At 75.6% G+C, this 24,490-nt stretch carries 22 protein-coding genes; 17 read left to right on the top strand and 5 right to left on the bottom strand.

Annotated features, from left to right (window positions below; all coding sequences use genetic code 11):
- Positions 1-28 precede the first annotated feature (28 nt).
- The 3 genes from HW130_RS09280 to HW130_RS09290 all read left to right on the top strand — a co-directional run bounded on the left by HW130_RS09280 (position 29) and on the right by HW130_RS09290 (position 3,834).
- Complete coding sequence (locus HW130_RS09280) at positions 29-1,474, top strand: protein phosphatase 2C domain-containing protein (RefSeq protein ID WP_177149211.1); 1,446 nt, start codon at positions 29-31, stop codon at positions 1,472-1,474.
- 69 nt (positions 1,475-1,543) lie between these two features.
- Positions 1,544-3,286 carry a pyruvate dehydrogenase gene (locus tag HW130_RS09285; RefSeq protein ID WP_177148981.1) on the top strand — a complete coding sequence of 581 codons (1,743 nt, stop codon included), beginning with the start codon at positions 1,544-1,546 and terminating at the stop codon, positions 3,284-3,286.
- A 113-nt stretch (positions 3,287-3,399) separates the two neighbouring features.
- Positions 3,400-3,834: an ATP-binding protein gene (locus tag HW130_RS09290; protein WP_177148982.1), complete on the top strand. Its 435-nt coding sequence runs from the start codon at positions 3,400-3,402 to the stop codon at positions 3,832-3,834.
- Between the two features lie 37 nt (positions 3,835-3,871).
- On the opposite strand, the gene HW130_RS09295 is transcribed toward HW130_RS09290, so the two are convergent.
- Together HW130_RS09295 and HW130_RS09300 are read right to left on the bottom strand one after the other, a co-directional pair.
- Entirely contained in the window at positions 3,872-4,960 is a 1,089-nt protein-coding gene (locus HW130_RS09295; RefSeq protein ID WP_177148983.1) for a DUF2637 domain-containing protein, read from the bottom strand.
- A 225-nt stretch (positions 4,961-5,185) separates the two neighbouring features.
- The gene (locus tag HW130_RS09300; protein WP_177148984.1) at positions 5,186-6,031 is read right to left on the bottom strand and encodes a (2Fe-2S)-binding protein; all 846 of its coding nucleotides are present in this window, start codon (positions 6,029-6,031) and stop codon (positions 5,186-5,188) included.
- A 147-nt stretch (positions 6,032-6,178) separates the two neighbouring features.
- Here HW130_RS09300 and HW130_RS09305 point away from each other — a divergent pair, with 147 nt between their 5' ends.
- Genes HW130_RS09305 through HW130_RS09315 form a run of 3 tightly spaced genes read left to right on the top strand, consistent with a single transcriptional unit; the run spans position 6,179 to position 8,570 of the window.
- Positions 6,179-6,940 (top strand): GntR family transcriptional regulator, encoded by a 762-nt coding sequence (locus tag HW130_RS09305; RefSeq protein WP_177148985.1) that lies wholly within the window; start codon positions 6,179-6,181, stop codon positions 6,938-6,940.
- An 11-nt stretch (positions 6,941-6,951) separates the two neighbouring features.
- The gene (locus tag HW130_RS09310) at positions 6,952-8,142 is read left to right on the top strand and encodes a WD40 repeat domain-containing protein (RefSeq protein WP_177148986.1); all 1,191 of its coding nucleotides are present in this window, start codon (positions 6,952-6,954) and stop codon (positions 8,140-8,142) included.
- A 35-nt stretch (positions 8,143-8,177) separates the two neighbouring features.
- Complete coding sequence (locus HW130_RS09315; protein WP_309140375.1) at positions 8,178-8,570, top strand: hypothetical protein; 393 nt, start codon at positions 8,178-8,180, stop codon at positions 8,568-8,570.
- A 9-nt stretch (positions 8,571-8,579) separates the two neighbouring features.
- On the opposite strand, the gene HW130_RS09320 is transcribed toward HW130_RS09315, so the two are convergent.
- From HW130_RS09320 to HW130_RS09330, 3 genes are all read right to left on the bottom strand, one after another.
- Entirely contained in the window at positions 8,580-9,092 is a 513-nt protein-coding gene (locus tag HW130_RS09320) for a dual specificity protein phosphatase family protein (RefSeq protein ID WP_177148987.1), read from the bottom strand.
- A complete protein-coding gene (locus HW130_RS09325) occupies positions 9,089-9,886 on the bottom strand; it encodes a hypothetical protein (protein ID WP_177148988.1) in 798 nt (265 codons plus the stop codon). Before HW130_RS09325 ends, HW130_RS09320 begins: the two co-directional genes overlap by 4 nt.
- Positions 9,887-10,001: 115 nt before the next feature.
- Positions 10,002-11,312 carry a hypothetical protein gene (locus tag HW130_RS09330; protein ID WP_177148989.1) on the bottom strand — a complete coding sequence of 437 codons (1,311 nt, stop codon included), beginning with the start codon at positions 11,310-11,312 and terminating at the stop codon, positions 10,002-10,004.
- 101 nt (positions 11,313-11,413) lie between these two features.
- Here HW130_RS09330 and HW130_RS09335 point away from each other — a divergent pair, with 101 nt between their 5' ends.
- From HW130_RS09335 to HW130_RS09380, 11 genes are all read left to right on the top strand, one after another.
- Complete coding sequence (locus tag HW130_RS09335; protein WP_177148990.1) at positions 11,414-12,391, top strand: ABC transporter substrate-binding protein; 978 nt, start codon at positions 11,414-11,416, stop codon at positions 12,389-12,391.
- Positions 12,388-13,398, top strand: a complete 1,011-nt coding sequence (locus HW130_RS09340; protein WP_309140376.1) for an iron ABC transporter permease — start codon at positions 12,388-12,390, stop codon at positions 13,396-13,398. Before HW130_RS09335 ends, HW130_RS09340 begins: the two co-directional genes overlap by 4 nt.
- Positions 13,395-14,489 carry an iron ABC transporter permease gene (locus tag HW130_RS09345; protein WP_177148991.1) on the top strand — a complete coding sequence of 365 codons (1,095 nt, stop codon included), beginning with the start codon at positions 13,395-13,397 and terminating at the stop codon, positions 14,487-14,489. Before HW130_RS09340 ends, HW130_RS09345 begins: the two co-directional genes overlap by 4 nt.
- A 71-nt stretch (positions 14,490-14,560) precedes the next feature.
- Positions 14,561-15,433 carry an ABC transporter ATP-binding protein gene (locus tag HW130_RS09350; protein WP_256355983.1) on the top strand — a complete coding sequence of 291 codons (873 nt, stop codon included), beginning with the start codon at positions 14,561-14,563 and terminating at the stop codon, positions 15,431-15,433.
- A 68-nt stretch (positions 15,434-15,501) separates the two neighbouring features.
- Positions 15,502-15,630, top strand: a complete 129-nt coding sequence (gene amiA / locus HW130_RS35780; protein WP_256355984.1) for a streptamidine family RiPP — start codon at positions 15,502-15,504, stop codon at positions 15,628-15,630.
- Positions 15,631-15,704: 74 nt separating this feature from the next.
- Entirely contained in the window at positions 15,705-16,499 is a 795-nt protein-coding gene (locus HW130_RS09355; protein WP_177148992.1) for a hypothetical protein, read from the top strand.
- A complete protein-coding gene (locus tag HW130_RS09360; protein ID WP_177148993.1) occupies positions 16,496-17,995 on the top strand; it encodes a CocE/NonD family hydrolase in 1,500 nt (499 codons plus the stop codon). The genes HW130_RS09355 and HW130_RS09360 overlap by 4 nt, the downstream gene beginning before the upstream one ends.
- Positions 17,986-19,362, top strand: coding sequence for a YcaO-like family protein (locus tag HW130_RS09365; protein WP_177148994.1), 1,377 nt, complete (start codon positions 17,986-17,988; stop codon positions 19,360-19,362). Before HW130_RS09360 ends, HW130_RS09365 begins: the two co-directional genes overlap by 10 nt.
- A gap of 7 nt (positions 19,363-19,369) precedes the next feature.
- Complete coding sequence (locus tag HW130_RS09370) at positions 19,370-20,830, top strand: nitroreductase (protein WP_177148995.1); 1,461 nt, start codon at positions 19,370-19,372, stop codon at positions 20,828-20,830.
- Positions 20,827-22,563 (top strand): ABC transporter ATP-binding protein/permease, encoded by a 1,737-nt coding sequence (locus HW130_RS09375; RefSeq protein ID WP_177148996.1) that lies wholly within the window; start codon positions 20,827-20,829, stop codon positions 22,561-22,563. Before HW130_RS09370 ends, HW130_RS09375 begins: the two co-directional genes overlap by 4 nt.
- The gene (locus tag HW130_RS09380) at positions 22,560-24,266 is read left to right on the top strand and encodes an ABC transporter ATP-binding protein (RefSeq protein WP_177148997.1); all 1,707 of its coding nucleotides are present in this window, start codon (positions 22,560-22,562) and stop codon (positions 24,264-24,266) included. Before HW130_RS09375 ends, HW130_RS09380 begins: the two co-directional genes overlap by 4 nt.
- The last annotated feature ends 224 nt before the right edge of the window (positions 24,267-24,490 follow it).

Below are 24,490 nucleotides of genomic sequence, written 5' to 3' on the forward strand. Positions count from 1 at the left end.
CGCGCCGACGCCGGACGGGCCGCCCCTCCTGGGTGATTCGCGGACGGCGTCCGCGGCGGGGGCCCCGCCAGCGCCGTCGGTGCCGCCCGGGTGGCCGCCTGACGGGCCGTCCGCGAGGGCCGGTTCGCCGCCGTCGCCGACTGGTGCCGTGCCGCCGGCGGGTACGCCGCGTCGCGCTCCGACGCCGGACGAGCCGCCCGACGGCAGCGAGCACCGACAGGATGCGGGCGCGGCCGGAGCGGGCGTTCAGCCGCCGTCGGTGCCGCCCGCGCCGCCGGGGGGAGTGCCCGCGCAGGGCGGTTCCGGGCCCGGGCGCACGCCGAGCGCCGGCGTGTCGGGCGGCCCGGCCACCGAGGCCGGTTCCGGACCGGCGTCCTGGGCGGGGGTCCCGCCAGCGCCGTCGGCGCCGCCCGGGTGGCCGCCTGACGGGCCGTCCGCGAAGGCCGGTCCGCCGCAGACGCCGCCCGACGGCAGCGGACGCCGAAAGGATGCCGCCGACGGCGCGGGCGCGGTGGGCGAGGCACCGCCCGGCCCGGAGGGCGATCCGCGGCCGTGGGCCGGGGTCGTCGGGGGCGGGCCTCCCACCTACGAGGCCGAGCCCACCGCGTTGCCCGCCGCCGAGGCGCTCGCGCTCGAGCAGCTCGTCGCCGACACCGTCCTCGACGGGGCCCGGTACGGCACGTACACCCTGCGCGCCGCCTCCGTGCGCGGCGATTCGGCGCGGTACCGCGGCGAGCCCCGCCGCGACGCCCTCCTCACCGCCCGGTTCGGGGCCGGACCCGCCGCCCTCGTGCTCGTCGCCGTCGCCGTCGGCAACCGGCACACGGAGCACGCCCACCTCGCCGCCGCCGACGCCACCCGCTGGATCGGCACGGCCGTCGGCCGCAGTCACGCGCGGCTCGCCGAGGACATAAGGGCCGGCCGCAGGGGCGACCTCAAGTCGGGGCTGCACCGCCTGACCGACCGCGGCTTCGGCAGGCTCCGCGCCCGCGCCGCCGAGCTCGGTCTGGAGCCGGAGCAGTACGGCGTCGGCCTCCGCTGCCTCCTGCTGTCCGCCGACCCGGACTGCCGCACCCGGGTCTTCTTCGGTGCCGGCGCGGGCGGGCTCTTCCGGCTGCGCGACGGGGTCTGGCAGGACATCGAGCCGTCCGTCCCCGAGAAGGCCGACGACGCACCCGCCGAGACCCCGGACAGGGGCGACCGGCTCACGGCGGACCCGGACATCACCACGTCCCCACCGCCCGCCGAACCGTTCCGCTTCCGTGCCTCCGTCGCCCGACCGGGCGACACCCTCCTGCTGTGCAGCAACGGTCTCGCCGAGCCCCTGCGGGGCGAGCCCGCGCTCGCCGCGGCGCTCACCCGGCGGTGGGAGGGCTCCGGCCCTCCCGGCATGACGCAGTTCCTCGCGGACATCCAGCTCCGCGTCAAGGGGTACGCCGACGACCGCACAGCCGTCGGCGTCTGGGAGGCGTAACCGCACAGGCGCGCCACGCCCGGCCATGGGTTGATGGACATCGAGGTCCACCAGAAAGGGCACGCACCCATGGCCAAGCAGAACGTGGCGGAGCAGTTCGTCGACATCCTCGTCCGCGCGGGCGTCCAGCGGCTCTACGGCGTCGTCGGCGACAGCCTCAACCCCGTCGTCGACGCGGTCCGCCGCAACGCGGCCATCGACTGGGTCCAGGTCAGACACGAGGAGACCGCCGCGTTCGCCGCCGGCGCGGAGGCGCAGATCACCGGCCGTCTCGCCGCCTGCGCGGGTTCCTGCGGACCGGGCAACCTGCACCTCATCAACGGGCTCTACGACGCCCACCGCTCCATGGCGCCCGTCCTGGCCCTCGCCTCCCACATCCCGTCCTCCGAGATCGGCCTCGGCTACTTCCAGGAGACGCATCCCGACCAGCTGTTCCGCGAGTGCAGCCACTACTGCGAGATGATCTCCAGCCCGCAGCAGATGCCGCGCCTGCTCCAGACGGCGATCCAGCACGCGATCGGCCGCGGCGGGGTGAGCGTGGTGTCGATGCCGGGCGACATCGCCGACCGGCCGGCGCCCGAGAAGACGATCGAGCACGCGCTGGTCACCACCCGCCCCACCGTCCGTCCCGGCGACACCGAGCTCGACAAGCTCGTCACCATGATCGACGAGGCCGACCGCGTCACCCTCTTCTGCGGCAGCGGCACCGCCGGCGCGCACGCCGAGGTCATGCAGTTCGCGGAGCGCATCAAGTCACCCGTCGGACACGCGCTCCGCGGCAAGGAGTGGATTCAGTACGACAATCCCTACGACGTGGGCATGAGCGGACTGCTCGGTTACGGCGCGGCGTACGAGGCCACCCACGAGTGCGATCTGCTGATCCTGCTCGGCACGGACTTCCCGTACAACGCCTTCCTCCCCGACGACGTGAAGATCGCGCAGGTCGACGTCCGGCCCGAACACCTCGGCCGCCGCTCCAAGCTCGACCTCGCGGTGTGGGGCGATGTGCGCGAGACGCTGCGCTGCCTCATCCCGCGGGTGCGGGCCAAGACCAGCCGCCGCTTCCTGGACAAGATGCTGAAGAAGCACGCGGAGGCTCTGGAAGGCGTGGTGAAGGCGTACACCCGCAAGGTGGAGAAGCACGTTCCGATCCACCCCGAGTTCGTCGCCTCCGTCGTCGACGAACTCGCCGACCAGGACGCGGTGTTCACCGTCGACACAGGCATGTGCAACGTCTGGGCCGCCCGCTACCTCACCCCCAACGGCCGCCGCCGCATCATCGGTTCGTTCAGCCACGGCTCGATGGCGAACGCGCTGCCGCAGGCGATCGGCGCCCAGTTCATCGACCGGCGGCGGCAGGTCGTCTCCCTGTCGGGCGACGGCGGCTTCACCATGCTGATGGGCGACTTCCTCACCCTCGTCCAGTACGACCTGCCGGTGAAGATCGTGCTGTTCAACAACTCCTCCCTCGGCATGGTCGAGCTGGAGATGCTGGTCGCCGGACTGCCGTCGTTCGGCACCGCGAACCACAACCCCGACTTCGCGGCCGTCGCACGGGCCGCCGGCGCCCACGGCGTGCGCGTGGAGAAGCCCAAGCAGCTCGCGGGCGCGCTCAAGGACGCCTTCCGGCACAAGGGGCCTGCGCTGGTCGACGTCGTCACCGACCCGAACGCGCTGTCCATCCCGCCGAGGATCAGCGCCGAGATGGTGACCGGCTTCGCGCTGTCCGCCAGCAAGATCGTGCTGGACGGCGGCGTCGGCCGGATGCTCCAGATGGCACGCTCCAACCTGCGGAACGTACCGAGGCCCTGACCGCACGGATGCAGCCGTCCGCGGAATCCCATGAGTGGCGCCCTGCGCGCGGGGCATGCATCCCGTGAACACATGCGCATCACGACTCGTTCCGACGTGTGGGTGGGGGATCGATGGCTGAACGTCACGGGGGCGCTGGAGTACGCGGGCGGCTGCACCGCAGACTCGGCAGCGGTGATCTGACCGCCGTGCCCGAAGTGCGGCACGCGTTACGCGACCTGCTGGAAAAGTGGCCGGAGCCGGACGCGGGCAGCCCCGCGGACGCGGCGGACGTGGCCGAGCTGCTGGCCAGCGAGCTGGTGACCAACGCACTGATCCACACCGACCAGGGTGCGGTGGTCACGGCCACGGTCGAGGACTCGCGGCTTCATGTGGAGGTCCGCGACTTCATGGCCGGACTGCCCGTCCCGGACGTACCGACCGCCGACCTCGGTACGTCCGGCAGGGGACTGGTCCTCGTGGAGAGACTCGCCGATGCGTGGGGAGTGCGCACGGCTCAGGGGGTGGGCAAGGTGGTGTGGTTCGAGCTGCACGCCGGGGCGGCCTGAGCCCCAAGGCCCCGACCGCCCCGCGTTTCCCGGCCGTTCAGCCGAACTGCCGCTCCAGGTCCTTCAGCTTCTGCTCCAGGGAGTCGAGACGCGGCAGCGTCAGGGTGTCGTCCTCGGCCGTCAGGTCCACCGTGACGGGCTCGGGACCCTTCCGCCTGACGGCCTGCAGGGAGGGCCGGGCGGGCGCGGGCAGTTGTCCGGGCTCCGCTATGGCGGGCTCCACAACGGTTCCCGAGGGCTCCACCAGGGACCCGCCGGGCGGCGCCTGGCCCTGCGCGCCGCCCACCGGTCCGAGCGCGGGGAGTTCCGCGGGGCGCACGGCCCGCCCCAGGCCCCAGGCCCGGTGCTGCCGGTGGTACGCCTTGATCTGGGCGCGCTCCAGCTTCTCCCGGTCCCGCCTGCGCATCCGGTTCTGCTGCTTCTCCCGCCGGTCCTCGCGGACCTCGTCGACCGCCTCGTCGAGGGTGCGCACGCCTTCCAGGAGCATCAGCGACCAGGCGGCGAACGTCTCCCGCGGGGCCCGCAGCCAGCGGACGATGCGGATCTGCGGCAGCGGGCGGGGCACCAGGCCCTGCTCGCGCAGCGCCGCCCGGCGGGTCTGCTTCAGCGCGCGGTCGAAGAGGACCGCGGCCGAGAGGGACATGCCCGCGAAGAAGTGCGGGGCGCCCGCGTGGCCGAGACCGCGGGGCGCGTGCACCCAGTTGAACCAGGCCGCGGCGCCCGCGAACGTCCACACCAGCAGGCGCGAGCCGAGCGCGGCGTCACCGTGGCTGGCCTCCCGGACGGCGAGGACGGAGCAGAACATGGCCGCCCCGTCGAGCCCGAAGGGCACCAGGTACTCCCAGCCGCCCGAGAGGTTGAGGTTTTGCCGCCCGAAGCCGACGAGGCCGTGGAAGGAGAGCGCGGCGGCCACCGCGGCGCAGCAGAAGAGCAGGACGTAGGAGGCGCTGCCGTAGACGGCTTCCTTGCGTCTGCGGCGTTGCTCGCTGCGCTCCCAGGAGTCCTCGGCCGCGGCCTTGGCCCCGGCGAGCTTGCCGCGCGTGAGCACCGCCACCGCCGCCAGGACTCCCACCAGCATCACGCCACCCGGAAGCAGCCAGTCCAGCGATATGTCGCTCAGTCTCATGCGGTGTCCCTTGCATCGCGGTAGGCGTTCGGCGGCCATATTGGCCGACGGCGCGGGACGTCCAAGGGGTTTCGGTCCAAGAGCACGCCAACGGGGCGCTCCGGCGCACGGATAGGGGTGATCTGGTCGAACTTGCCTGCGAGAGAGGGGAGTTGTGTTCGATTCAAAGCCGCTCGAAGGAGTGGCGTGGATCCGAGGACCCCGGTTGATGCCGCGGGCCGCGGCTCACGCGCCGCGCAGCAGCCGTTCCACGCGGTCGGCGTCGCAGGTGCGCGGGCAGGTGACGCAGGTGTCCTCCGGGCTCAGCGTGTAGAACAGGCAGCAGCTGGCCCGGTCGCGGGTGGGCAGGCGCTCGCCGTCCGGCCCGGTCAGCTCGCGGAAGCCGGCGGTGCCCACGTAGGGCTTGACCGTGCCCGGCAGCAGCAGCTCCAGCTCCGCGACGGCGCGGTCCTCCTCGCCGAGCAGGTGTGCGATGTACCACAGGCCTTCGACGACCTCGTCCGTCGCCATGCCCCACAGGGCACGCCTGCCGCGCCGCATCCGGGGGGCGAAGCCGTCCAGCACGGGGCCGATGTGCTCGGCGACCGCGGTGCGGACCTCTTCGCGCAGGGCCTCCTCGTCCGGCACCACACGGGCGCCGGGCAGGGCGGCCGCAGGATCGTCCGGCAGGCAGGCGAAGGAGCGCACACGGACCGCCATGCGCCCGAGCGCACGCTGGAAGGCCACGTCCTCGACCGGTGCCCTCGGCACCCGGCGGTGCAGGAACCACGGGACGGTGATCAGCAGGCACGCCGGCCAGGCGTAGCGGTGCAGGCCGAAGGTGGCGACGACGTCCGGGCGGGCCTGCTGTCCGTAGTCCCGAAGCACCTGCGCGTTGTCCCAGGCGAGGAAGGAGTCGAGGTCGGGGCCGCCCGCCGCGAGATCGCCGGCGCGGACCCAGCCCGCCCCGTCGGGTGTCCGCTCGCCGTCGCCCAGCTCCTGGACGCGCAGGCCGGGGAAGACGCCCGCCAGACGCTCGTAGGCGTCGCCGACGGGGGAGGCGACGCCGGGAAACAGGGCAGGAAGGGTCATGCCGGGGACCACCGAATCGCGATCGTTAGCAGGCAAGCCTTACCTTACCCGATCTGTTCGATGTTTGAACTGTGACCTCACACGCCTATCGTGCACACGGGTCTCGCAACGCCGGCGGGCCCGTGGCACGGCCGGAGGAGGACCGGAGTGGAGCAGGCCCGAGCGCGTGACGCCGCCGACCGGCCGCACGCGTCCGCACGCGTTCCCGCCCAGGGCGGCCCGCGCCTGCCGGAAGAGACCCGCGGAGAGCACACCCACGGCGAGCCCCCCGCCCCGGCGCCGCGACTCGTCCGCCGCCACTCCGTCCGAGGCCAGATCCTCGAGGCCCTGCGCACCGCCCTCGTCGACGGAGACCTCGCCCCCGGCGAGGTCTACTCCGCGCCCGTCCTCGGCGAACGCTTCGGCGTCTCCGCGACCCCCGTACGGGAGGCGATGCAGCAGCTCGCCACCGAGGGCGCCGTCGAGGTCGTGCCCAACCGCGGCTTCCGCGTCCTCGCGCGCACGCCCCGCGAGCTCGCCGAGCTGGCCGAGGTGCGCGCCCTCATCGAGGTACCGGTCATGCTCCGCCTCGCCCGCACGGTCCCCGCCGCGCGGTGGATCGCGCTGCGCCCCCTCGCCGAGGCGACGGCCGTGGCGGCCGCGACCGGCGACCGCGCCGGATACGCCGAATCGGACCGTGCCTTCCACCATGCCGTCCTCGCCCTCGCCGGCAACCAGCAGCTCCTCGCCGTCGCGGACGACCTGCACCGGCGCTCCCAGTGGCCGCTCACCGCCGCCCCCGTCACCAGACGGGCCGACCTGGTCGCGGACGCCGCCGAACACATGGCCCTCCTCGAGGCCCTGATCGCCCAGGACCTGACGGTCGTGCAGTCCCTGGTGCGCGAACACTTCACCGGTTCCGACATCTGACGGGAGCAGGCGTGCGCGGAACGGTATGGGCGGCGGCCAACCAGCTCGGCGTGGTCGCCGGCACCCCCGCGGAACTCCAGTCCGCCCTGTTGTCCGGAGCTCCGCGCATCCTGCGGCTCGGGCAGCCGGGCCAGGACCCGGACGCCGTCGGCGAACTCGCCCGTATCCTGCGGGAGTTCGGCCATGTCCGGGTGGTCGTCGAGGAGGCCGTGGACAGCGGCCCGCCGGCCCGTGAACCGGTGGACCTCGCCGACCCGGCCGCCGTGTGCGCCGCCGAGCCGCTGGGGATCACGGCGGCGTACGAGAGGGACGGCGGTGCTTACGGCGGGCTGCGGGCGGCCTGGCTGCGCGCGGGGCAGGCACTCATACGCGACCAGGAACCGGCCGAACGCGCCCTGGCGCTGCTCGCCGCTCTGCCGGCCTCGGCCGGGCCGCACCTGCGCGCCGCCCTCACGGAACTGGCCGCCGGGGCCCGCTGGAGCGTCGTGTGGACGCGCGGCCCGGACGACACGGAACCGCCTCCGCCCGGTCCCGTCGCCGCGCTGACCGTCTCCGCGGGCAGGCTGCTGGTCGCCGGACGCGACGGAGCCGTACGGCATCTGGACGCCGAGCCCCATACGGCGCCCCTGCCCGGCCGGGTCAGGGCGATGGCGGCGACGGGCGACGGCACCCTCCTGCTCCTCGACGAACGCGGCCGCCTGCACACCCGCGGCCCCGGCAGCCGGCTGACCGCAGCTGTCACCGCCACCCTCGCCGCCCACCCGGGCACCGCGCTCGCCGCGACGGGCGACATCGTGCTGGTCGGCGACCGCGTGGGCTCCGTGCACGCCTTCGGACCCGCCGGGCTGCACCAGGCCGCACCGCACTCCGGCCGGGTCACCGCTCTGTCCGCGACCGGCACCCTCGTGTGCAGCGGCGGCGCGGACGGCGCCGTATGCCTGTGGACTCCCGGCAACGCACCCCTGCCTGATCCGCTGACCGAGCGCGCCTGCCCAGTCGTCGCCCTGCACGCCGCGCCCACCGCGCGGGGCCCGGCGGTCGCGGTCGCCTGGGAGGACGGACTCGTCGAACTGCACCACCCCGGACCGGGGGAGGTGCGGGCCTTCCGGCCGGGGCCCGCGATCCGCGCCGTCGCGGTCCTCCAGGAGGGCCAACTCGCCCTCGCCACGGACGAGATGCTCGTGGCACTGCGACCCGCGTGACCCTCCCCGAGGGCCCTGGACTAGCCTGTGCGGCCGTGCTGTCCACGAGCGAGGGGGGTTCGGTGAACGGGGAGCTGCCGGAGACACCGGAGTCGTCCATATCCGACGAGGAGTGGGCGAGGTTCCAGATCGAGAGTGAGGGGCCCGCCCGTCTCGCGGCCCCCAAGGAGCCGTCCGCGCGGGCGCGGATGGTGACCGAACGGCTGCGCCGGGCGGACGAGGAGGCCGCGCGGCAGCAGGGCCGCGTGCGGCGCCTCGTGCGCAGGGGCAGGCCCGTACAGGCGCAGCCCGACGGCTGGCGCGCCTGGCCCGGGCGGCAGACGCGCGAGCGGCGCAGCCGGGTGTGGACCTTCGTCTGGATCGCCGTCGCGGTCGGCGTGCTCGCGGTCCTGCTGAACCCCGCAGCGGCCCTGCCCTGGCTGGGGTGACCGGCGCGGTCAGTCGGGCGGCTCCAGACCGGACAGCAGCGAGGCCACGTCCAGACCGGTCAGCAGGTACTGCTCGAAGGCCGGGTTGTGCAGCGCCCAGGACGAGCGGCGCAGCCTGACGCGGTCGATCGCGCCCTCGCTGTCGTGTCCCAGTTCGATCAGGGTCTGCGCGGCGACGAGGCCCGAGCGGTTGTAGCCGGAGTAGCAGCGGACGAGGACCTTGCGGCGGGCCCGTACGGCGTCGGCCGCGACCTCCGCGACGCGGCGGACGCTGTCGATCTCGCCCGCCGTCAGCCAGTCGTCCGGGATGGGCACCACATGGTGCTCGACACCGGCGGCCGGGCCGTGGCCCTCACGGGTCCACAGGCTGATCACGAGGTCGAACTCCCGCCCCACCACGACGTCCTGATGCGGGCGCACCCCGTCGGTCCAGACGTGGCCGCCCATCCACAGACCGGTGGTGACCTCGTCCCAGCGCGTCCGCGGCTCCGGGACGTCCCCTTCCCTGCGGCGGGTTCTCACGGCGCGGAGGGCTCGGGACGGACCGGGGAGCCCTGTGGTGGCACCGCGGGCGACAACTGGGGGCTCAGCCACACCGGTACGCCGCCCAGCAGCCGGAACAGACGGCGCGCCTCCGCGCGCAGGCGTCCCGCCTCCGGCTCGGGCTCGCAGTCGGCGAGCCCCGCGAGCGCGGGCGCCGTACCGATCAGGTAGCCCAGTTCCTCGCGGATGCGCAGGCATTCCGCGAAGCCGTGCCGCGCCTGCGCCGACTCGCCCTCGCGCAGGGCGATCCCGGCGAGCTGCTGCCAGGTGAAGGACAGCAGCAGGGGATCCTCGTGCGCGGCGGCTCCCGCATGGGCCCTCTCGTACGCGGCACGCGCCGCCTGCGGCGCGTCGGTGATGTGTTCGGCGACCAGTCCGCGCCGGAAGTCCAGCAGCGGGCGCCGCGGCGACGAGGGCGCGAGCAGCGCCGTGGCCCGGCCGAGAGCGGAGCGTGCCTCGTCGGCCCGGTCCCGTACGCCGAGCCGGGTCGCCGCGTACGCCAGCCGGCCGCGCTCGCTCGCCGCGCCGCCGCGTTCCTCGTCGTCGCCGGCAGCGGCCTCGGCGGTGCGCAGCGCGTCCTCGGCCTCGGCCCATCCGTCGCAGGTGAACAGGCAGCGCTCGACGAGGAGCCCGGCACGCTCCAGAGCCGCCGCCGGGTCCGCGGCATGCGGCGCGAGGAGAGCCGCAGCGTCGGTCCAACAGCCGCGCGAACGCAGCCGCCATACCGCGGTCTGGAGAGGATCGTCACCTGCTGTGGTTCCGGAACCAGACATGGCGGTATGCGCCACTTGCCCTCCCCGAGCACGCCATTGAGCTGTTGAGTCAGACGGCATCTCAGCACGGATGGGCATGCGTGGCCAAGGGGTCGAGTGAATCAGTTCACAATCTTCAGCGGCCGACCGGGTCGCCGTGAGCGCCGGATCCGGGGGCGACCAGGGCGAGATGGCCCCCGTCGTTGAGCGGTGTCGGCACGGACAGCGTGGTGACCGGTGCGTTCGGCGCCGACGCGGAGTCGGCGTCAACGAGATGGATCTCGCCGTGGCCCCCACGAGTGACCGCCACGAGAGGAGATCCGGGTGACGCGGCGATCGCCCGGCGCTGCACCCCGTCCCACGGTGTCCCGCCCGGCCGGGGCGCGCCGTCCATGGCGGGCAGCGGCAGCCGGGCGGTGACGCGGGGGGTGGTCGAGTCCGTGGCGATCAGGACCAGTTCGTCGCCGTCCGGGTGGACCCGGGCGTACGCGACGTGGCGCGCGGCCACGGCCAGCCGGAAGACGAGCCCGGGCCCGAGCGGCAGCCGCCCCGCCGCGCCGGAGTCGAGGCCGTGCCACCACGCGTCGTTGGACCACTCGGGCCAGCGGCCCGGGTCGGCGGGTCCGCCGCGCACACAGGACCACAGGACGCGGCGGGCGGGGTCGAGGCGCAGATAGTAGCCGCGGCCGGGGCCGCCCCACGGCAGCGGTTCCTCCATGACGAGGGACCCGCCCGCGCGGCGCGCGCGGTGCACCCCGGAGCCCGCGGCGGCGAACACCCGCCCGGTCAGCGGATCGTGGGCGTCGCCGTGGCCGTCGTCATCGGCGAGCGGCAGATCGGCCGCGGGGGCGGCGGGCGGACATGCGGGGGCGGCGGCCATCAGCTCGGCGTGCCGGTGGACGGTGAACGAGCCGGGTTCGCGGTGGCGCAGGACGACCAGCGCGTCGCCGGGTACGCGGCCGGTGCCGGCGTCCACCGGCCCCGTGGAGTGCGCGGGGGCGGACCGGCCGAGCACGGTCACACCCGGTTCACCCGCGCGCGTGCGCACGCGCACCGCCCGCGGCCCGCCCGGGGCGGCGAGATCCACGGCGGTCAGCAGGTCGCTCCACGGCTCCCCGTTGCGCCCGAGGCCCGTCGTGACGGCGAGCAGCCGGCCGGTCGGGTCGGCGGCCAGGTGCTCGGCCGGGATCGCCACGGGCACGGTCGCCTCGACGAGCGGCCGTCCCGCGTCGGGGCCGTACGGGTCGAGGACCACCAACTCGCCGGCGAGGTCGTCGACGAAGGCGGTCCGGTCGCCGGGGAGCGCGAGGAATCCGGCGTGCTCGGCGAGGTGGCGGCCCTCCACCACGCCCCGCTCGCGGCCGTCGGGGAGGTCCAGCAGCCGTACGCAGCCCGCCACTTGGTCGGCGACGAGCAGGCGAGGGGGCGCGGAGGTGGCCTCGGTCATGGCGGTCTCCAAAGAGAGGCGGACGTCTTGTTGAGAATGATTATCATGTAGAACTCTGGGTGGCCGAGTCCGGCCGAACCGAACCGAGAGAGAAGAGTGCGATGTCGCACCGAGCACTGAGGGCCGTCCGCCGCTGGGCCGCCGCCGCCGTCATGGGAGTCCTGCTGTCCGGCTGCGGAGCCGCCACCGGCGGCGGCGAGAAGCCGGCCGACGCGGGACCGAGGACCGAGGTGACGGTCGAGCCCATCACCGCCGCCAGGAAGATCACCGACGCCAAGGGCGTCACCGTCGCCACCGAGAAGCCGCCCGCCCGCGTCGTCTGCCTCGTCGCCCTGTGCGACGACATGCTGACCGAGCTCGGCATGAAGCCCGTGGCCACCAACTCCGGGCTGCTCGCGCATCCACGCTTCCTCGGCAAGGACGCGGCCGCCCGCATTCCCGTCGTGCCCGGTGGCTTCCTCAGCCCCGAGGCCGAGGCGATCCTGTCCCACAAGCCCGACCTGGTCATCGGTCTCGAGGACACCCACGGCAAGCTCGCACCCGCGCTGAAGGGCGCCACCGTCTTCTGGCCCGTACAGCCGGCCACCTGGCAGGACAGCGTCGGGTACCTGCGCGACCTCGCCGCGCTCACCGGGCGCACCGCGCAGGGCGAGAAGGCGGAGCGGGCCTTCAGGCACAAGCTGGCCGGCGCCGAGTCCGGCAGGAGTGCCGAGACGTCACTGATCGTCTTCGGCAGCGACGAGAACTTCGGCGTGGCCACCCCCGGCAACGACGTCGCCGCCGGGCTCTTCCCCAAGATCTCCGACTACCCGTGGAAGAGCCGGGGTGTCGAGGGCTCGTACAGCATGGAGGAGATCCTCGCGCGCGATGTCGACGTCCTGTTCGTCGAGACCCTGTCCTTCGGCGGGCCGGCCGAGGAGAAGCTGTCCGACAAGCTCGCCGAGAACCCCTTGTGGTCGCAGATCCCCGCGGTGAAGAACGGCAAGGTCTACGAGGTCGACTCCGAGGTGTGGGCCAAGGGACGCGGCACCCGCTCGCTCGGCATCGTCCTCGACGAGGCGACGGCCAGGCTGAAGTGACCCGCCACGTCGTCGCCGCGTCGGGGCTGCTGGCGGTCGCGGCCCTGTGCGCGCTGTGTCTGGGCACCCCGTACGTGCCGCCGCACCAGCTGCCCGCGGCCTTCGACGGCGGCACCCTGACAGGCGTCGTCGTCACCGAACTGCGCCTGCCGAGGCTCGTCCTGGCGCTCGTCGCCGGGGCGTGCCTCGGCGCGGCAGGGCTCGTGCTCCAGGAGGCGCTGCGCAATCCGCTCGCCGTCCCCGAGTTGCTCGGCGTCTCGTCGGGCGCCGCGCTCGGCGTTGCGGCGCCGCTCGTCCTCGCCCTGTCCGTGCCGCTCGCCCTCCAACCGCTGCTGGCACTCGCCGGAGCGGCGGCCGGGGGCGTACTGACCCTGCTCGCCGCCGGGTTCGGGCGCAGTCCGTCCGCGGTCCTGCTGACCGGGGCGGCCGTGGCGGCGGCGCTGCAGGCGGCGCTGCTCGTGCTGATGGTGCTGGCCGACCAGCTCGACCTGCAGCTGATCTACCGCTATCTGCTCGGCAGCCTGTCGGCCCGCACCTGGCACGACGTGGACGGGGTGTGGCCCTGGCTCGCCGTCGCGGCGCCCGCGCTGGTGCTCTGCGCCCCGGTGCTGTCGGTCCTGCGGCTCGGCGACGACGACGCGCAGGCGCTGGGCGTGCGGGTACGGCGGGCCCGGCTCGCCGCCCTCGCCATCGCCGTGCTGCTCATCGCCCCGGTCGTCGCCGTCTGTGGGCCCGTCGCCTGGGCCGGATTCCTCGCGCCGCATCTGGCCCGCCGGCTGCGACCGGGCTCGGACGCGGTCGGCTGGCTGCCGTGGTCGGCGGTGTGGGGCGCGGTGATCGTGGCCTGCGCCGACCTGCCCGCCCGGCTCGCCCTCGCCCCGATCGAGACCCCGGTCGGCGCGTGGACGGCTCTCCTGGGCGTTCCCGCGGGGGTCGCCCTGCTGAAGGCGCGCACCGGCACCCGGCCACGGCGGCCTTCCACCGCCGAGGAGGTGGTGGACGCATGAGCCGCAACGGCACACCGGTCACGGACGAACGCCCCGCCCGTCGCGAACAGCCGCCGCCCGGGCGGCCCGTACGGGCGTGGAGTGCCGGCGGGTGGCCGCTCGCCCTGCTGGCGCTGGCGGTCGTCGTCGCCGGCTGTGCGGACCTCGTGGCCGGGCGGTCGCTCGGGCCGGCGGAGGTGTGGCAGGCGCTCGGCGGCGGGGGAGAAGCCACCGCACGGCACGTCGTCCTCCAACTCCGGCTGCCCCGCGCTCTGGTGGCGCTCGCCGCGGGCGCGAGCCTGGGTCTCGCCGGCATCGTGCTCCAGTCCGCGCTGCGCAACCCGCTCGCCGGACCCGAGGTCACCGGCGTGACACCCGGGGCGGTGCTCGGCGCGGTGACCGCCACCGGACTCGGACTCGCCGGATGGCGTTCGCCGGAGGCCGTCGTGGCCGCGGCGTGCCTCGGCGGGTTCGCGGGCGCGGGCCTGCTGTGGCTGCTCGCCGGGCGGCGCAACGCCGATCCGGCGCAGACGGCCGTGCACGGAGTGCTGGTCTCCGCCGTACTGTCCGGGCTGACGGCCATGGTGCTGCTGGTCGCCCCCGGCGAACTGGGCAGCGTCGTGCAGTGGCTCGTCGGCTCCACCGAGGGCCGGGTCTGGGACCACTGGCGCCTGCTGTGGCCCTGGGCGGCCGTGTGGGGACTCGCGGCCTGCGCGATGGCCGTACCGCTGACGATGCTGCGCTGCGGCGACGAACAGGCCGCGGCCGCGGGCCTGGCGACCGGGCGGGCCCGCGTGGCCGCCCTGGTGTGTGCCGTCGCCCTGACCGCGGGCGCCGTCTCGGCCGTCGGAGCCCTCGGGTTCGTCGGACTGCTCGTACCGCACCTGGCCTTCGCGCTCTTCGGCGCGGACCTGCGCCGGGCGCTGCCGGGAGCGGCCCTGCTCGGCGCGACGGTGGTGTGCGGGGCGGACGCGGGCTCGCAGTGGCTGTCCCGGGCGCTGGCGGCCGCGCTGGACATGGACCGGCTGAGCGTGCCGACGGGCGCGCTGACGACGTGTGCGGGCGCTGCCCTTCTGCTGCTGGTGGCCCGCCGCGGCACGGCGGAGGGATGACCGTCACGGCCGCCCGGACGCGTGAGCTGCCGGCACGCGTACCTCTCGCGAACACGACTCATGGAGGACTCATGACCACGACGGCCGGCGACCGGTCCCTGCCCCGCGACGCGACGTCCGGGAGCGGCACCCTGCGGGTCGAGGGCCTGCGCTTCGGATACCCGGGACGCGATGTCCTCGCCGGTGTCGATCTCGACGTCGGCGCCGGTGAGTCCGTCGCCCTCGTCGGCCTCAACGGCTGCGGCAAGAGCACCCTGCTCAGACTCTGCGCCGGGCTGCTGCGGCCATCGGCGGGCCGGGTCCTCCTCGAAGGGGACGACCTCGCACGGCTCGGCCGGCGTGCCGCCGCCCGCCGTGTCGCGCTGCTGCACCAGTCGGCACCGCCCGTGCCGGGGATGACGGTACGTCAACTGGTGCGCCAGGGGCGGTACGCGGCGCGTGGCCCGCTCGGCATGCTCCGCGACGGCGACGACGCCGTCTGTGCGCGGGCGCTGGCCGACGTGGGGGTGGCCGCGTGGGCCGATCGCCCGGTCGACGCGCTGTCCGGCGGTGAGCGGCAGCGTGTACGGCTGGCGATGGCGCTGGCCCAGGACACGCGGCTGCTGCTGCTCGACGAGCCGACCACCTACCTCGACCTGCGGCACCAGCTGGAAGTGATGCGTACGGTCGCCCGGCTGCGCGAGGAGCGCGGTCTGACCGTCGTGATGGTGCTGCACGACCTCGGACACGCGGCCCGGTTCGCGGACCGGATCGTCGCGCTGCGTTCGGGGGTCGTCGCGGCCGACGGGCCTCCCGCGGACGTCGTCACGCCCGCGCTGCTCGCCGATGTGCTGGGCGTGGCGGGGCGGGTGGGGCGCGACCCGGTCGGTGGATGGCCGGTGTGTTACCCGGATCACCCTCTTCCCGCGCCCGAAGCCTTGCGGAATGAAAATCATATTCATTAAGGTCTCTCATGTGCCGCCGGGAGACCGGTGACACGGATCCGACCGTCGAACCGAACGGAGTTCAGATCATGGAGCAGCACAAGGTGTTCAGCCCGATCGCCGAGCAGGGCCAGCTCGCCCACCTGTCCGCCACCCACTCCAACGCGCTCGTCGAGAACCCCTTCGACGACGCCGTCGAGGCCGACAGCGACAAGTAAGTCCCGTATCGGGCCCGCCCGGAGCGCGATTCCGGGCGGGCCCGACCCGTCCACCGAAACACTCAGGAGACCACGTGTCCACCGCACGGCTCGCGCCCGGCGTCGCACTCGTCACCGTCCCCGGACAGGGCCTCGCGGTGCGCACCCCCGACGGGGAGTTCCTCCGCGTCGACACGGGCACCGCGGACCCCGCCGCGCTGGTGGCCCACCTGACGGGGACCACGGGGGACAGCCCGGCGCTCGAGGGCCTCACCGACGCCTTCGAGCAGGCCGGTTACCTCGCCCGGCCCGGCGGTTCCTCCCCCCGCCTGGCCGGGCGCACGGTCCTCGTCCTCGGCGACGAGCCCCTGACCGGCGCGCTCACCCGTCTCGTACGCGCCGAAGGCGGCGAGGCGCGTGCGGTGCGGCCCGGCGAACTGCCGGCCGTCGAGGGGCCCGGCACCGCCGTCGTCTGGTGTCTCGACGCGCCGGTGCCGTCCGGCCTCTGGGACGAGGCCGACCGGCTGTCCGCCCGAGGCGTCGCCTGGCTGCGCTGCCACCGCGAAGGCGCGACCGCCTGGCTCGAACCGCTCGCCGTCGGCCCCGGCGACGTGACCTCCGCGCACATCCGGCTGCGGCGGCTCGCCGCGACGCCCGCCCACCGCGAACTCGCCGCGTACTGGGCCGGTTCGTGCACCAACGACAACGGGCCCGCGCACAGCGCGGCGTCGGCCGCGCTGACCGCCGCCCTGCTCACCGCCGACCTCGTCGCCTGGGCCGCGGGCGCCGACGGCAGCCGGCGCCTGCTGCGCCGCGTCGACCTGCGGGACCTCGCCGTCACGGCGCACCCGGTCCTGCCGGTGCCCGACGTCGCCCCCGTCACCCGATGAGAACGACCGAGATCACCGTCCCCGGTGCCCGGCTCGTCACCGATATCAAACTGCCCGACGGCGACGGGCCGTTCCCCGCCGTCGTCCTGCGCACTCCCTACGACCGTCGGCGCCACCACGCCGAGGCCCGCGGCTGGGCGGCGCGCGGCTTCGCCGCCGTGGTCCAGGACGTCCGCGGCCGGTACGCCTCCGGGGGCCACTGGCACCCGTACCGCGACGAGGCCGCCGACGGAGCCGCCACGCTGCGGCGGATCCGGGACGAGGCGTGGTCCGACGGCCGGATCGTCGCGGCCGGCGCCTCGTACGCGGCCCACTGCGCACTGGCCGCGACACGCGGGGACGACCCGGCCGGCCGCCCGGACGCCGTGATCGCCGCGGTCCCCGCGCTCGGCCTCGCCGAGACTGCGCGCGAAGCCGGCGGCGTCGAGCGCCTGTCGGCCCGCGCCGGCTGGTGGGCCGCGCACGGCGACCGCCCCGACTCGGACGAGCAGGCCCTCGCCAAGGCCCTCGCGTCCGACCCCCGCTTGCTGGAACACCTCCCTCCGGCCACGCTCCCGTCCCGCCTCGGCCGGGACCTGCCGTCGTGGGGAGCGCTGTGGGAGGCGGTCCCCGACGGCGCGCCGGATCCTGACGCGCCCGGGCCCCGCGTGCCGCTGCTCGTCGTCGGCGGGACCAGGGACCCGTTCCTCGCCGACGCCGTACGGCTGTGGCAGCACTGGGGCGGAACCGCACGGCTCCTCCTCGGGCCGTGGGGACACGGGCTCACCGCCGAGCCCGGCCCCGAGGCGCGGCGCGGACACGCCATCGCGCTCGGCGAGCTCTACGTCCGCTGGGCGCGCGCCGCGCTCGACGGCGCCCTGAGACCGGGACGGCACGGCGCGATCGCCCTCGGCGGCAGCGAGCACTGGTACGCCGCCGACACCCCCGCGCGCCCCTCCGCTCGGGACTTCGGCTCCCCGGCCGGGCTGCGGCTCCTGCACGGCAGGCACTTCACCGCCGACCCCCACCGCCCGGTGCGCAGTGACGAGTTGGGCATCGACACCGGCGGGCCGGCCGACCGCGCGGTCCTCGTCACCCCGCCCCTGCCCCGCCCGCTCGACCTCCTCGGCAGCGCCGAGGCCCAGCTGCGCGCCACCGCCGACACCCCCAGCGCCGACTGGGCCGTACGCGTCGTCGCGCTCGACCCCGACGGCCGCGCGGACCCCCTCGCGGTCGGTGTCGTCCGGCGCAGCGACCCCCCGGGTGCCGACGCCCGCTTCCCCGTCCCGCTCGGCCCGCTGGCCCGCCGGCTGCCCGCCGGGACCCGGCTGCGCGTCGAGATCGCCGGGCACCACTTCCCCGCGCACGCCCGCAACCCGCACACCGGCGAGGACCCCGTGCACGCCACCCGGCTGACCGCCTCCCGGCGCACCGTGCGGACGACGGGCAGCACGCTGCTGCTCCCCGTCGCCGACGGTCGCCACCCCGTGGACCCCGTAGAGGAGACATGCACGTGACCAGCAGCCCGCTCTCCCCCGAGGCGCTCGTCGACCCCGTCTGCGGGCTGATACGCGCAGTCGAGGCCGTGCCGCATCCCACCGGCGCCCCGCCCCGCTACACCGCCGTGACCGCCGACGTCTCCGACGCCCGCCGCTTCGGCGCATGGCCCGCCGACCGGGTGTCGCTCGGCACCACGTTCGGCGACCCGGCCGGCGCCAGGATCGCCGCCGTCGCCGAGGCCGTCGAGCGCTATTGCGGCAACCGGCTGCCCCCGCCCGGTCACCGGGACGCCCCCCGCCGGGCCACGGCCGCCGAACTCCTCGCCGAGGGCCGCACGCTCTACGGCCCCGGTGACCTCCCGGCCTACGCCGACTGGCAGTACACCCGCCCCCGGTTCGCCTACCGCCCCCTCACGAAGGACACGCCCGCCCTGTGGACCCGGGCCCAGGAGAACGGCGAGGAGGTGTGGGCGCCCGTCGCTTTGACCCATCTCAACTGGCGGCAGGGCGAGTGGAAGCAACTGCCCCGCACGCACCACCTCAACTACGCGGGCATCGCGACCGGCCAGGGCTTCGACGACGCCGTCGAACGCGGCCTCCTCGAAGTCGTCGAACGTGACGCGCTCGAACTGTGGTGGCACCTCGACGGCCCCACCCGCGGCATCGACCCCGCCTCCGTGCCCGGCCTCACCCACGATCTCGCGGGCTGCGACCTCGAGGTGTCGATCGTGGAGATGCCCTCCGAGTTCGCGCCCTGCATGGCCGCGCTCGTGCACGACCGGGCACGCGGCATCCACGCCGCCGGCTTCGCCTGCCGCTACGACCCCGCCGAAGCGGCCCGCAAGGCCGTCCTGGAGGCCGTCCACACCTGGGTCTTCACCCAGGGCGCCACCGATGCGGACGGCTGGGTCTTCCGCGCCGTCGACGCCGGGATGCTCGCCCGCGGGCTCTACCTCGACCACCGGGCCGACCGCCGCTACCTCGACGACTGCGGGACCGACTTCGCGGCCGTACGGGACCTCGGCGCGCATGTGCAGGTGTGGCTCGACCCGCGGATGGCGCCGCTCGCCGCCCGGTTCACCAGGCCTGCGCTCGGTGTCGTACCCGTCGACGCGGTGGCGGCGGGCAGCCGGGCCGCACTGGACGAGCGCCTCGCGGCGGGCGGTCACCGGGTCATCACACTGGACCTGACCACTGAGGACGTCGCACAGACGCCGCTGCGGGTGGCCCGCGTGCTCGTCTCCGGCCTCGTCCCCAACGCGCCCGCCGCCTTCGGCTACTTCGGCGCCCCGCGCTTCGCGCAGGCCGCCCTGGAACGCGGCTGGCGCGAAGAAGCACCCGCCGGGCCGGCCGACTTCACCCTCGCACCGCCCCCGCACATGTGAGGCCGTGATGGTGCTCTCCGTCTCCGGCGCGCTGGCCCTCGCCAGGTCCGCGCAGGCCCCCGGCCCGGACTTTCCGGCGGGCCCGGCGACCGTGCCGCTGCCGGGCGAGCCGCTGCCCGTCCCGTCCGGTCTCGACCGCTTGCTGCGGCTGTCCCTCGCGGGCGGCAGGCTGCGCCCCGCGCCCTCGGCCGGCGGCCTGCACCCCGTCGACACCTACCTGCTGCTCGGGGCGGGCTGCGGGCTGCCGCCGGGCGTCTACGTCCACGACCCGGCACACCACCGTCTGCACCGGCACGGTTCGGCGCCGAAGCCGGCACCGGCGGGCGCCGTCGCCGTCCTGGGCGTGAGTGCCCGCCGCACGGTGTCGCACTACGGCCACCGCGCATGGCCGTTGGTGCTGCTCGACGCGGGGCACGCGGCGGCCGCGCTCGCCCTGGCGGGTGCGCCCGGGGTGTGCCTCGACGCGGACGGGCGACTGCTGTCGGCGGCGACCGGCGCGCAACGCGCGCTTGTCGCCGTGCAGTTGACGCCCGTCCTTGCCGCGGACGCGCTCGCCCGCTGGGCCGTTCGCGGAAGCGTTGGGGAGCTCCCGCCGCCGGACGGGCCCGAGGTCCTGCGCACCGCCGTGGGCGTCCTCGGTGAACTCGCCGCGTCCGGCGACGGGTCCGGTACGTGGCAGGTGGCTCGCGGACCGTCCCTGCCGGACGCCATGCTGCTCTCCCGGCGCAGCGCGCCCCCGGGCCTTACCGGCCTGCCGTCGCGGACGGCCCTGGCGCGCGTCCTGGCGGCGGCGGTGGCGGCGTCCCCGGAGGGGCTGCACTGGAGCATGGCGGTCGTCGGCCCCCGCCCCGGCCTGCTGACGGGCGCGTCCGCGTCCGGCGCGTCACCCGGCGCCGCGCATGCCGCCCGGACCGGGCGCGCACACGCCGCGCCCCAGGGCGTTGCGGCGGATCGTGGTGTCGCCGAGTGCGCAGGCTCGGCGGCGTACGGCGCCGGACCCGGCCGCGAGACGGCAGCCGGGCCCGGCCGCGCCGCCTCGGGGCGCCGGCCCGCGGCCGGTCGCGGCAGCGCCGCAGGGCTCGGGGCAGTTCCTCTGCCCGAGCCCGCCCCCGCCGCCGAGGAACCGCCGCCCCTCCGGCTCCGCCGCCTGGCCTCCGGCGACGTGCTGCCGACCCTCGCCCACTGGGCCGCCGGCCAGGGCTGGATCGCCCGCGCAGGAGCCGTGCTCCTCGCGCACGGGTGCCCGTCCGACGCCACGCCCGCGCAGGTGCGGCGCGACCATCTCGGCGCCGGATACGGCATCGGGCACGCCCAGGCCGTGGCCACCTCCCTCGGGCTGCACTCGCGGCCCGTCGGCTCCTGGCAGGGCGCCGACCTCGGGGCCGCGCTCGGCGGGCCGGCCGGCCGGGACTGGGTGGTGCACGGGCTCGCCCTCGGCCGTACGACACAAGGAGACGAACCGTCATGATGCTCCACCCGGAGCTGCTGCGCGCCGCCCGTATCGCGCGCCGCCCCCTGCTCGCGGCCACCGCCCTGCTTGCGGCCGTCGCGGCGACCCACCTCGCGCAGGCCGTGCTGCTCGCGCTCGCCCTCGCCCGCATCGCCCGCGGAGACACCGCTGGGCTTCCGCTTCTGCTGGGCGCGGTGCTCGCCGCCGTACTCGTGCGCGCCGGGCTCGTCCGCGCGCAGCGCCGTACCGCCGTGGGCGCCGGGGCGGCGGTACGCACCGGCCTGCGCGACGAACTCCTCGTACGCCTCAGCCGGACCGGCCCCCCGCAACAGGCCGGCGACCGCGCCGGAGCCGTACGCGCCACGCTCGTCGACGGCGTCGAGGGCGTCGACGCCTACATCTCGCGCTACCTGCCCCAGCTGCTGATCACCTGCGCCGTGCCGCCGCTGCTCCTGATCGCCGTCGCCGCCGTCGAACCGTGGGCCGTCGTCGCCCTCGCCCCCGCGCTGGTGCTCGCGCTGTTCGCCCCGCGCTGGTGGGACAGGCTGCTGGAGCGGCGCGGGCAACAGCACTGGGGCGCGTACGAGGCCCTGTCCGCCGACTACCTGGAGGCGCTGCAGGGCATGCCCGCGCTGCGGGCGGCGGGCGCGGTCGGCCGTACCAGGGCGCGGCTGGAGGAGCGTTCCGCGGCTCTGCACCGCGCCACGGTCGCCAAGCTCCGGGTCTCGCTCGTCGACACCGGCATCACCGACCTCGCCGTGCAGGGCGGCACGGTCGCCGCGGCACTCGTCGCGTGCACGGCGGCCGTCTCCGGCCAGGCGGCGCCCGCCGGTACGTACCTGGTGCTGATGCTGGCGTCCGAATGCTTCCGGCCGGTCAGGGACCTGTCCAGGGAGTGGCACTCGGGGTACCTCGGGGTGTCGGCCGCCGACGGCATCGCCGAGCTGCGCACTGCGGAAGGAGGCGTCCCCGACGAGGGGCGGAGCGTCGCCGCGTGGCAGACGGCACCCGAAGTGCGCTTCGAGGACGTGCACTTCACCCATCCGGGAGGTGGCCGGCCCGCGCTCAGGGGCGTCTCCTTCACCGCCCCGGCCGGAAGGGTCACCGCGGTCGTCGGCCCGTCGGGCGCGGGGAAGTCCACATTGCTCGCGCTGCTGCTCCGGCGCGCCGACCCGGACCGGGGGCGGGTCCTCGTCGACGGCGCCGACACCGCCGCGTACACCCTCGACTCGCTGCGCCGCGGTGTCGCGGTCGTCTCCCAGGAGACGTACCTCTTCCACGCCTCCGTCGCCGAGAACCTGCGGCTGGGCGCCCCCGATGCGAGCGACACCGCGCTGCGGGACGCGGCCCGGGCGGCAGGGATCCACGACGAGATCGTCCGCCTGCCCGACGGCTACGACACCCAGGTCGGCGAACGCGGTGCCACCCTGTCCGGCGGCCAGCGTCAACGGCTCGCCCTGGCACGGGCGTTGCTCGCCGACGCGCCCGTGCTCGTGCTCGACGAGGCCACCAGCGCCGTCGACGAGCGCCGCGAGGCCCGCATCGTAGGGGAGCTGCTGCGGGCCGCCCGCGGCCGCACCTGCCTGGTCGTGGCGCACCGGCTCGACTCGGTGCGCCACGCCGACCGCATCGTCGTCCTGGACGGCGGCCGGGTGGACGCCGTCGGCGACCACGCCTGTCTGCTGAGCCGCGAGGGCGTGTACGCGCGTCTCGTCGCCGCCGGACGCACCACCGAAGGAGAGGCCGCATGAATCCCGAACGCGGCGCGCTGCGCGCCCTGTTGCCGGTGCTCGGCGCCCACCGGACCATGACCGTCCGCACGTTCGGCGCGGCCCTCGCCGACCAGGCGGCGCTCGTCGCCCTGGTCACGCTCACCGCGCACACGGTGGGCACCGCCGTCGTCGAACGGCAGGCCCCCGGGCCCGGCACGGTGGCCACCGTGCTTCTGCTCGTCACGGCCCGGGCGCTCGCCACCTGGCGCGAGATGGACCTCTCGCACGACCTCGCCTACCGCGTCCTCGCGGAAATGCGCATCCGTGTCTTCGACGGCCTCGCGCGCAGCGCGCCCGCGCGCGTCGGAGGGCGGCGCAGCGGGGACCTGGCGTCGGCGGCACTCGGGGACGTGGAGGCGCTGGAGTTCTTCTACGCGCATGCCGTAGCCCAACTGGCGGCCTCGGGAGTCGTGTTCGGCGGCGGCACGGTGGCCCTCGCGCTCCTCGACCCCTGGCTGCTGACCGCCGTACTGCCCGTCGCTTCGCTCCTCGTCCTCGCGCCGCTGCTGGAGTCCCGCGGCCGCGCGGCGCGCGGCGCCCGTACCCGGGCCGCGGCCGCCGACCTGTCAGCCGAGACCGTCGAGACGGTCGACGGGCTGCGCGAACTGCTGGCGTTCGGCGCGCTGGACACCCGGCGCGAACGTCTCCGCGCCCACGGCCGCCGGCTCGGCGACGCCCAACGCGCCGAGCAGGCCTGGGAGGCGGACGCCTCGGCCGTACGCGACCTGCTCGTGGTCGCGGCCGTCGTCGGCGTCGTCCTGGCGGCGGCGCACACGCTCTCCGGAGCGTGGGCGCCCGCGGCGATGGCCCTCGCGCTGGGTGTGCTCGCGCCCGTCGCCGACTCGGCCGCCGCACTCGGGCAGGCGGGCGGGCTGCGGGCTGCGGCGGCCCGGGTGGGCGCCGCCGTGCGGGCACCGGCAGGCGCCCCGGCGCCCGCGGCGCCCCGGCCGGTGCCCGAGGGTCCGCTCGGCCTCCGGCTGCGGAGCGTCCGCTTCGACTACGGCGGCCGGATCGTGCTCGACGGCGTGGACCTGACGGTCCGGCCCGGAGAGACGCTCGCCCTCGTCGGGGTCTCGGGCGCCGGCAAGTCCACGTGCGCGCACCTCGTGGCGCGGTTCTGGGACCCGGCGGCCGGGGCGGTGGAACTCCTGCCTGCCGCCGGGCCGCCGCTCGACCTGCGGGACGTGGCGGAGACCGATCTGCGGCGCGCGGTGGCCGTCGTCGGCCAGGACGCGCCGCTGTTCCACGGCACGCTGGCGGACAACCTCCGTCTCGCCGCGCCGGCGGCGACGGACGAGGAACTGGCCGCCGTCGCCCGCCGCACCGGGGCCGACCGCATCGCCGACGGCTACGACACGCTCGTCGGCGAGCGCGGTACCACCCTCTCGGGCGGCCAGCGTGCCCGTATCGCCCTGGCACGCGCCCTGCTGACGCACCCACGGGTGCTCGTCCTCGACGAGACGACGGCGAACCTCGACACGGAGGGCGACGCGGCGGTCTCGGCCGCCCTGCGGGACGGCGCGCCGTCCCGTACGACGCTGCTGATCGCCCACCGCCCGTCGACGATCCGCCGCGCGGACCGGATCGCGGTGCTGGAAGCGGGGAGGGTGGTGCAGACCGGCACGTGGGAGCAACTCACGGGGGAGGGCGGCGCGTTCGCGCGAGTGGTGGCACGAGGGTGAGCGCATCACGGGTGAAGGAATCTCGACCGACCGCGGCGCAGATCAGGCAGTAGCGGCGAGCAGGAACCCGCCGACCCGGTCGTGCTCACCGAGCACCCGACGCACCGGCGGCCCGCCGGTGAGCGGAGGCGGATCGGCAGGCACGCGGCGGGCGGCGTGAGGAGACGTGGGCGGGGCGCGGGACGGGCCCGCGGCGGGCGGCTCCACCCGCCCGCCGCGACGTG

The organism is Streptomyces sp. PKU-EA00015 (assembly GCF_013387495.1).
In the GTDB taxonomy this organism is placed as follows: Bacteria; Actinomycetota; Actinomycetes; order Streptomycetales; family Streptomycetaceae; genus Streptomyces.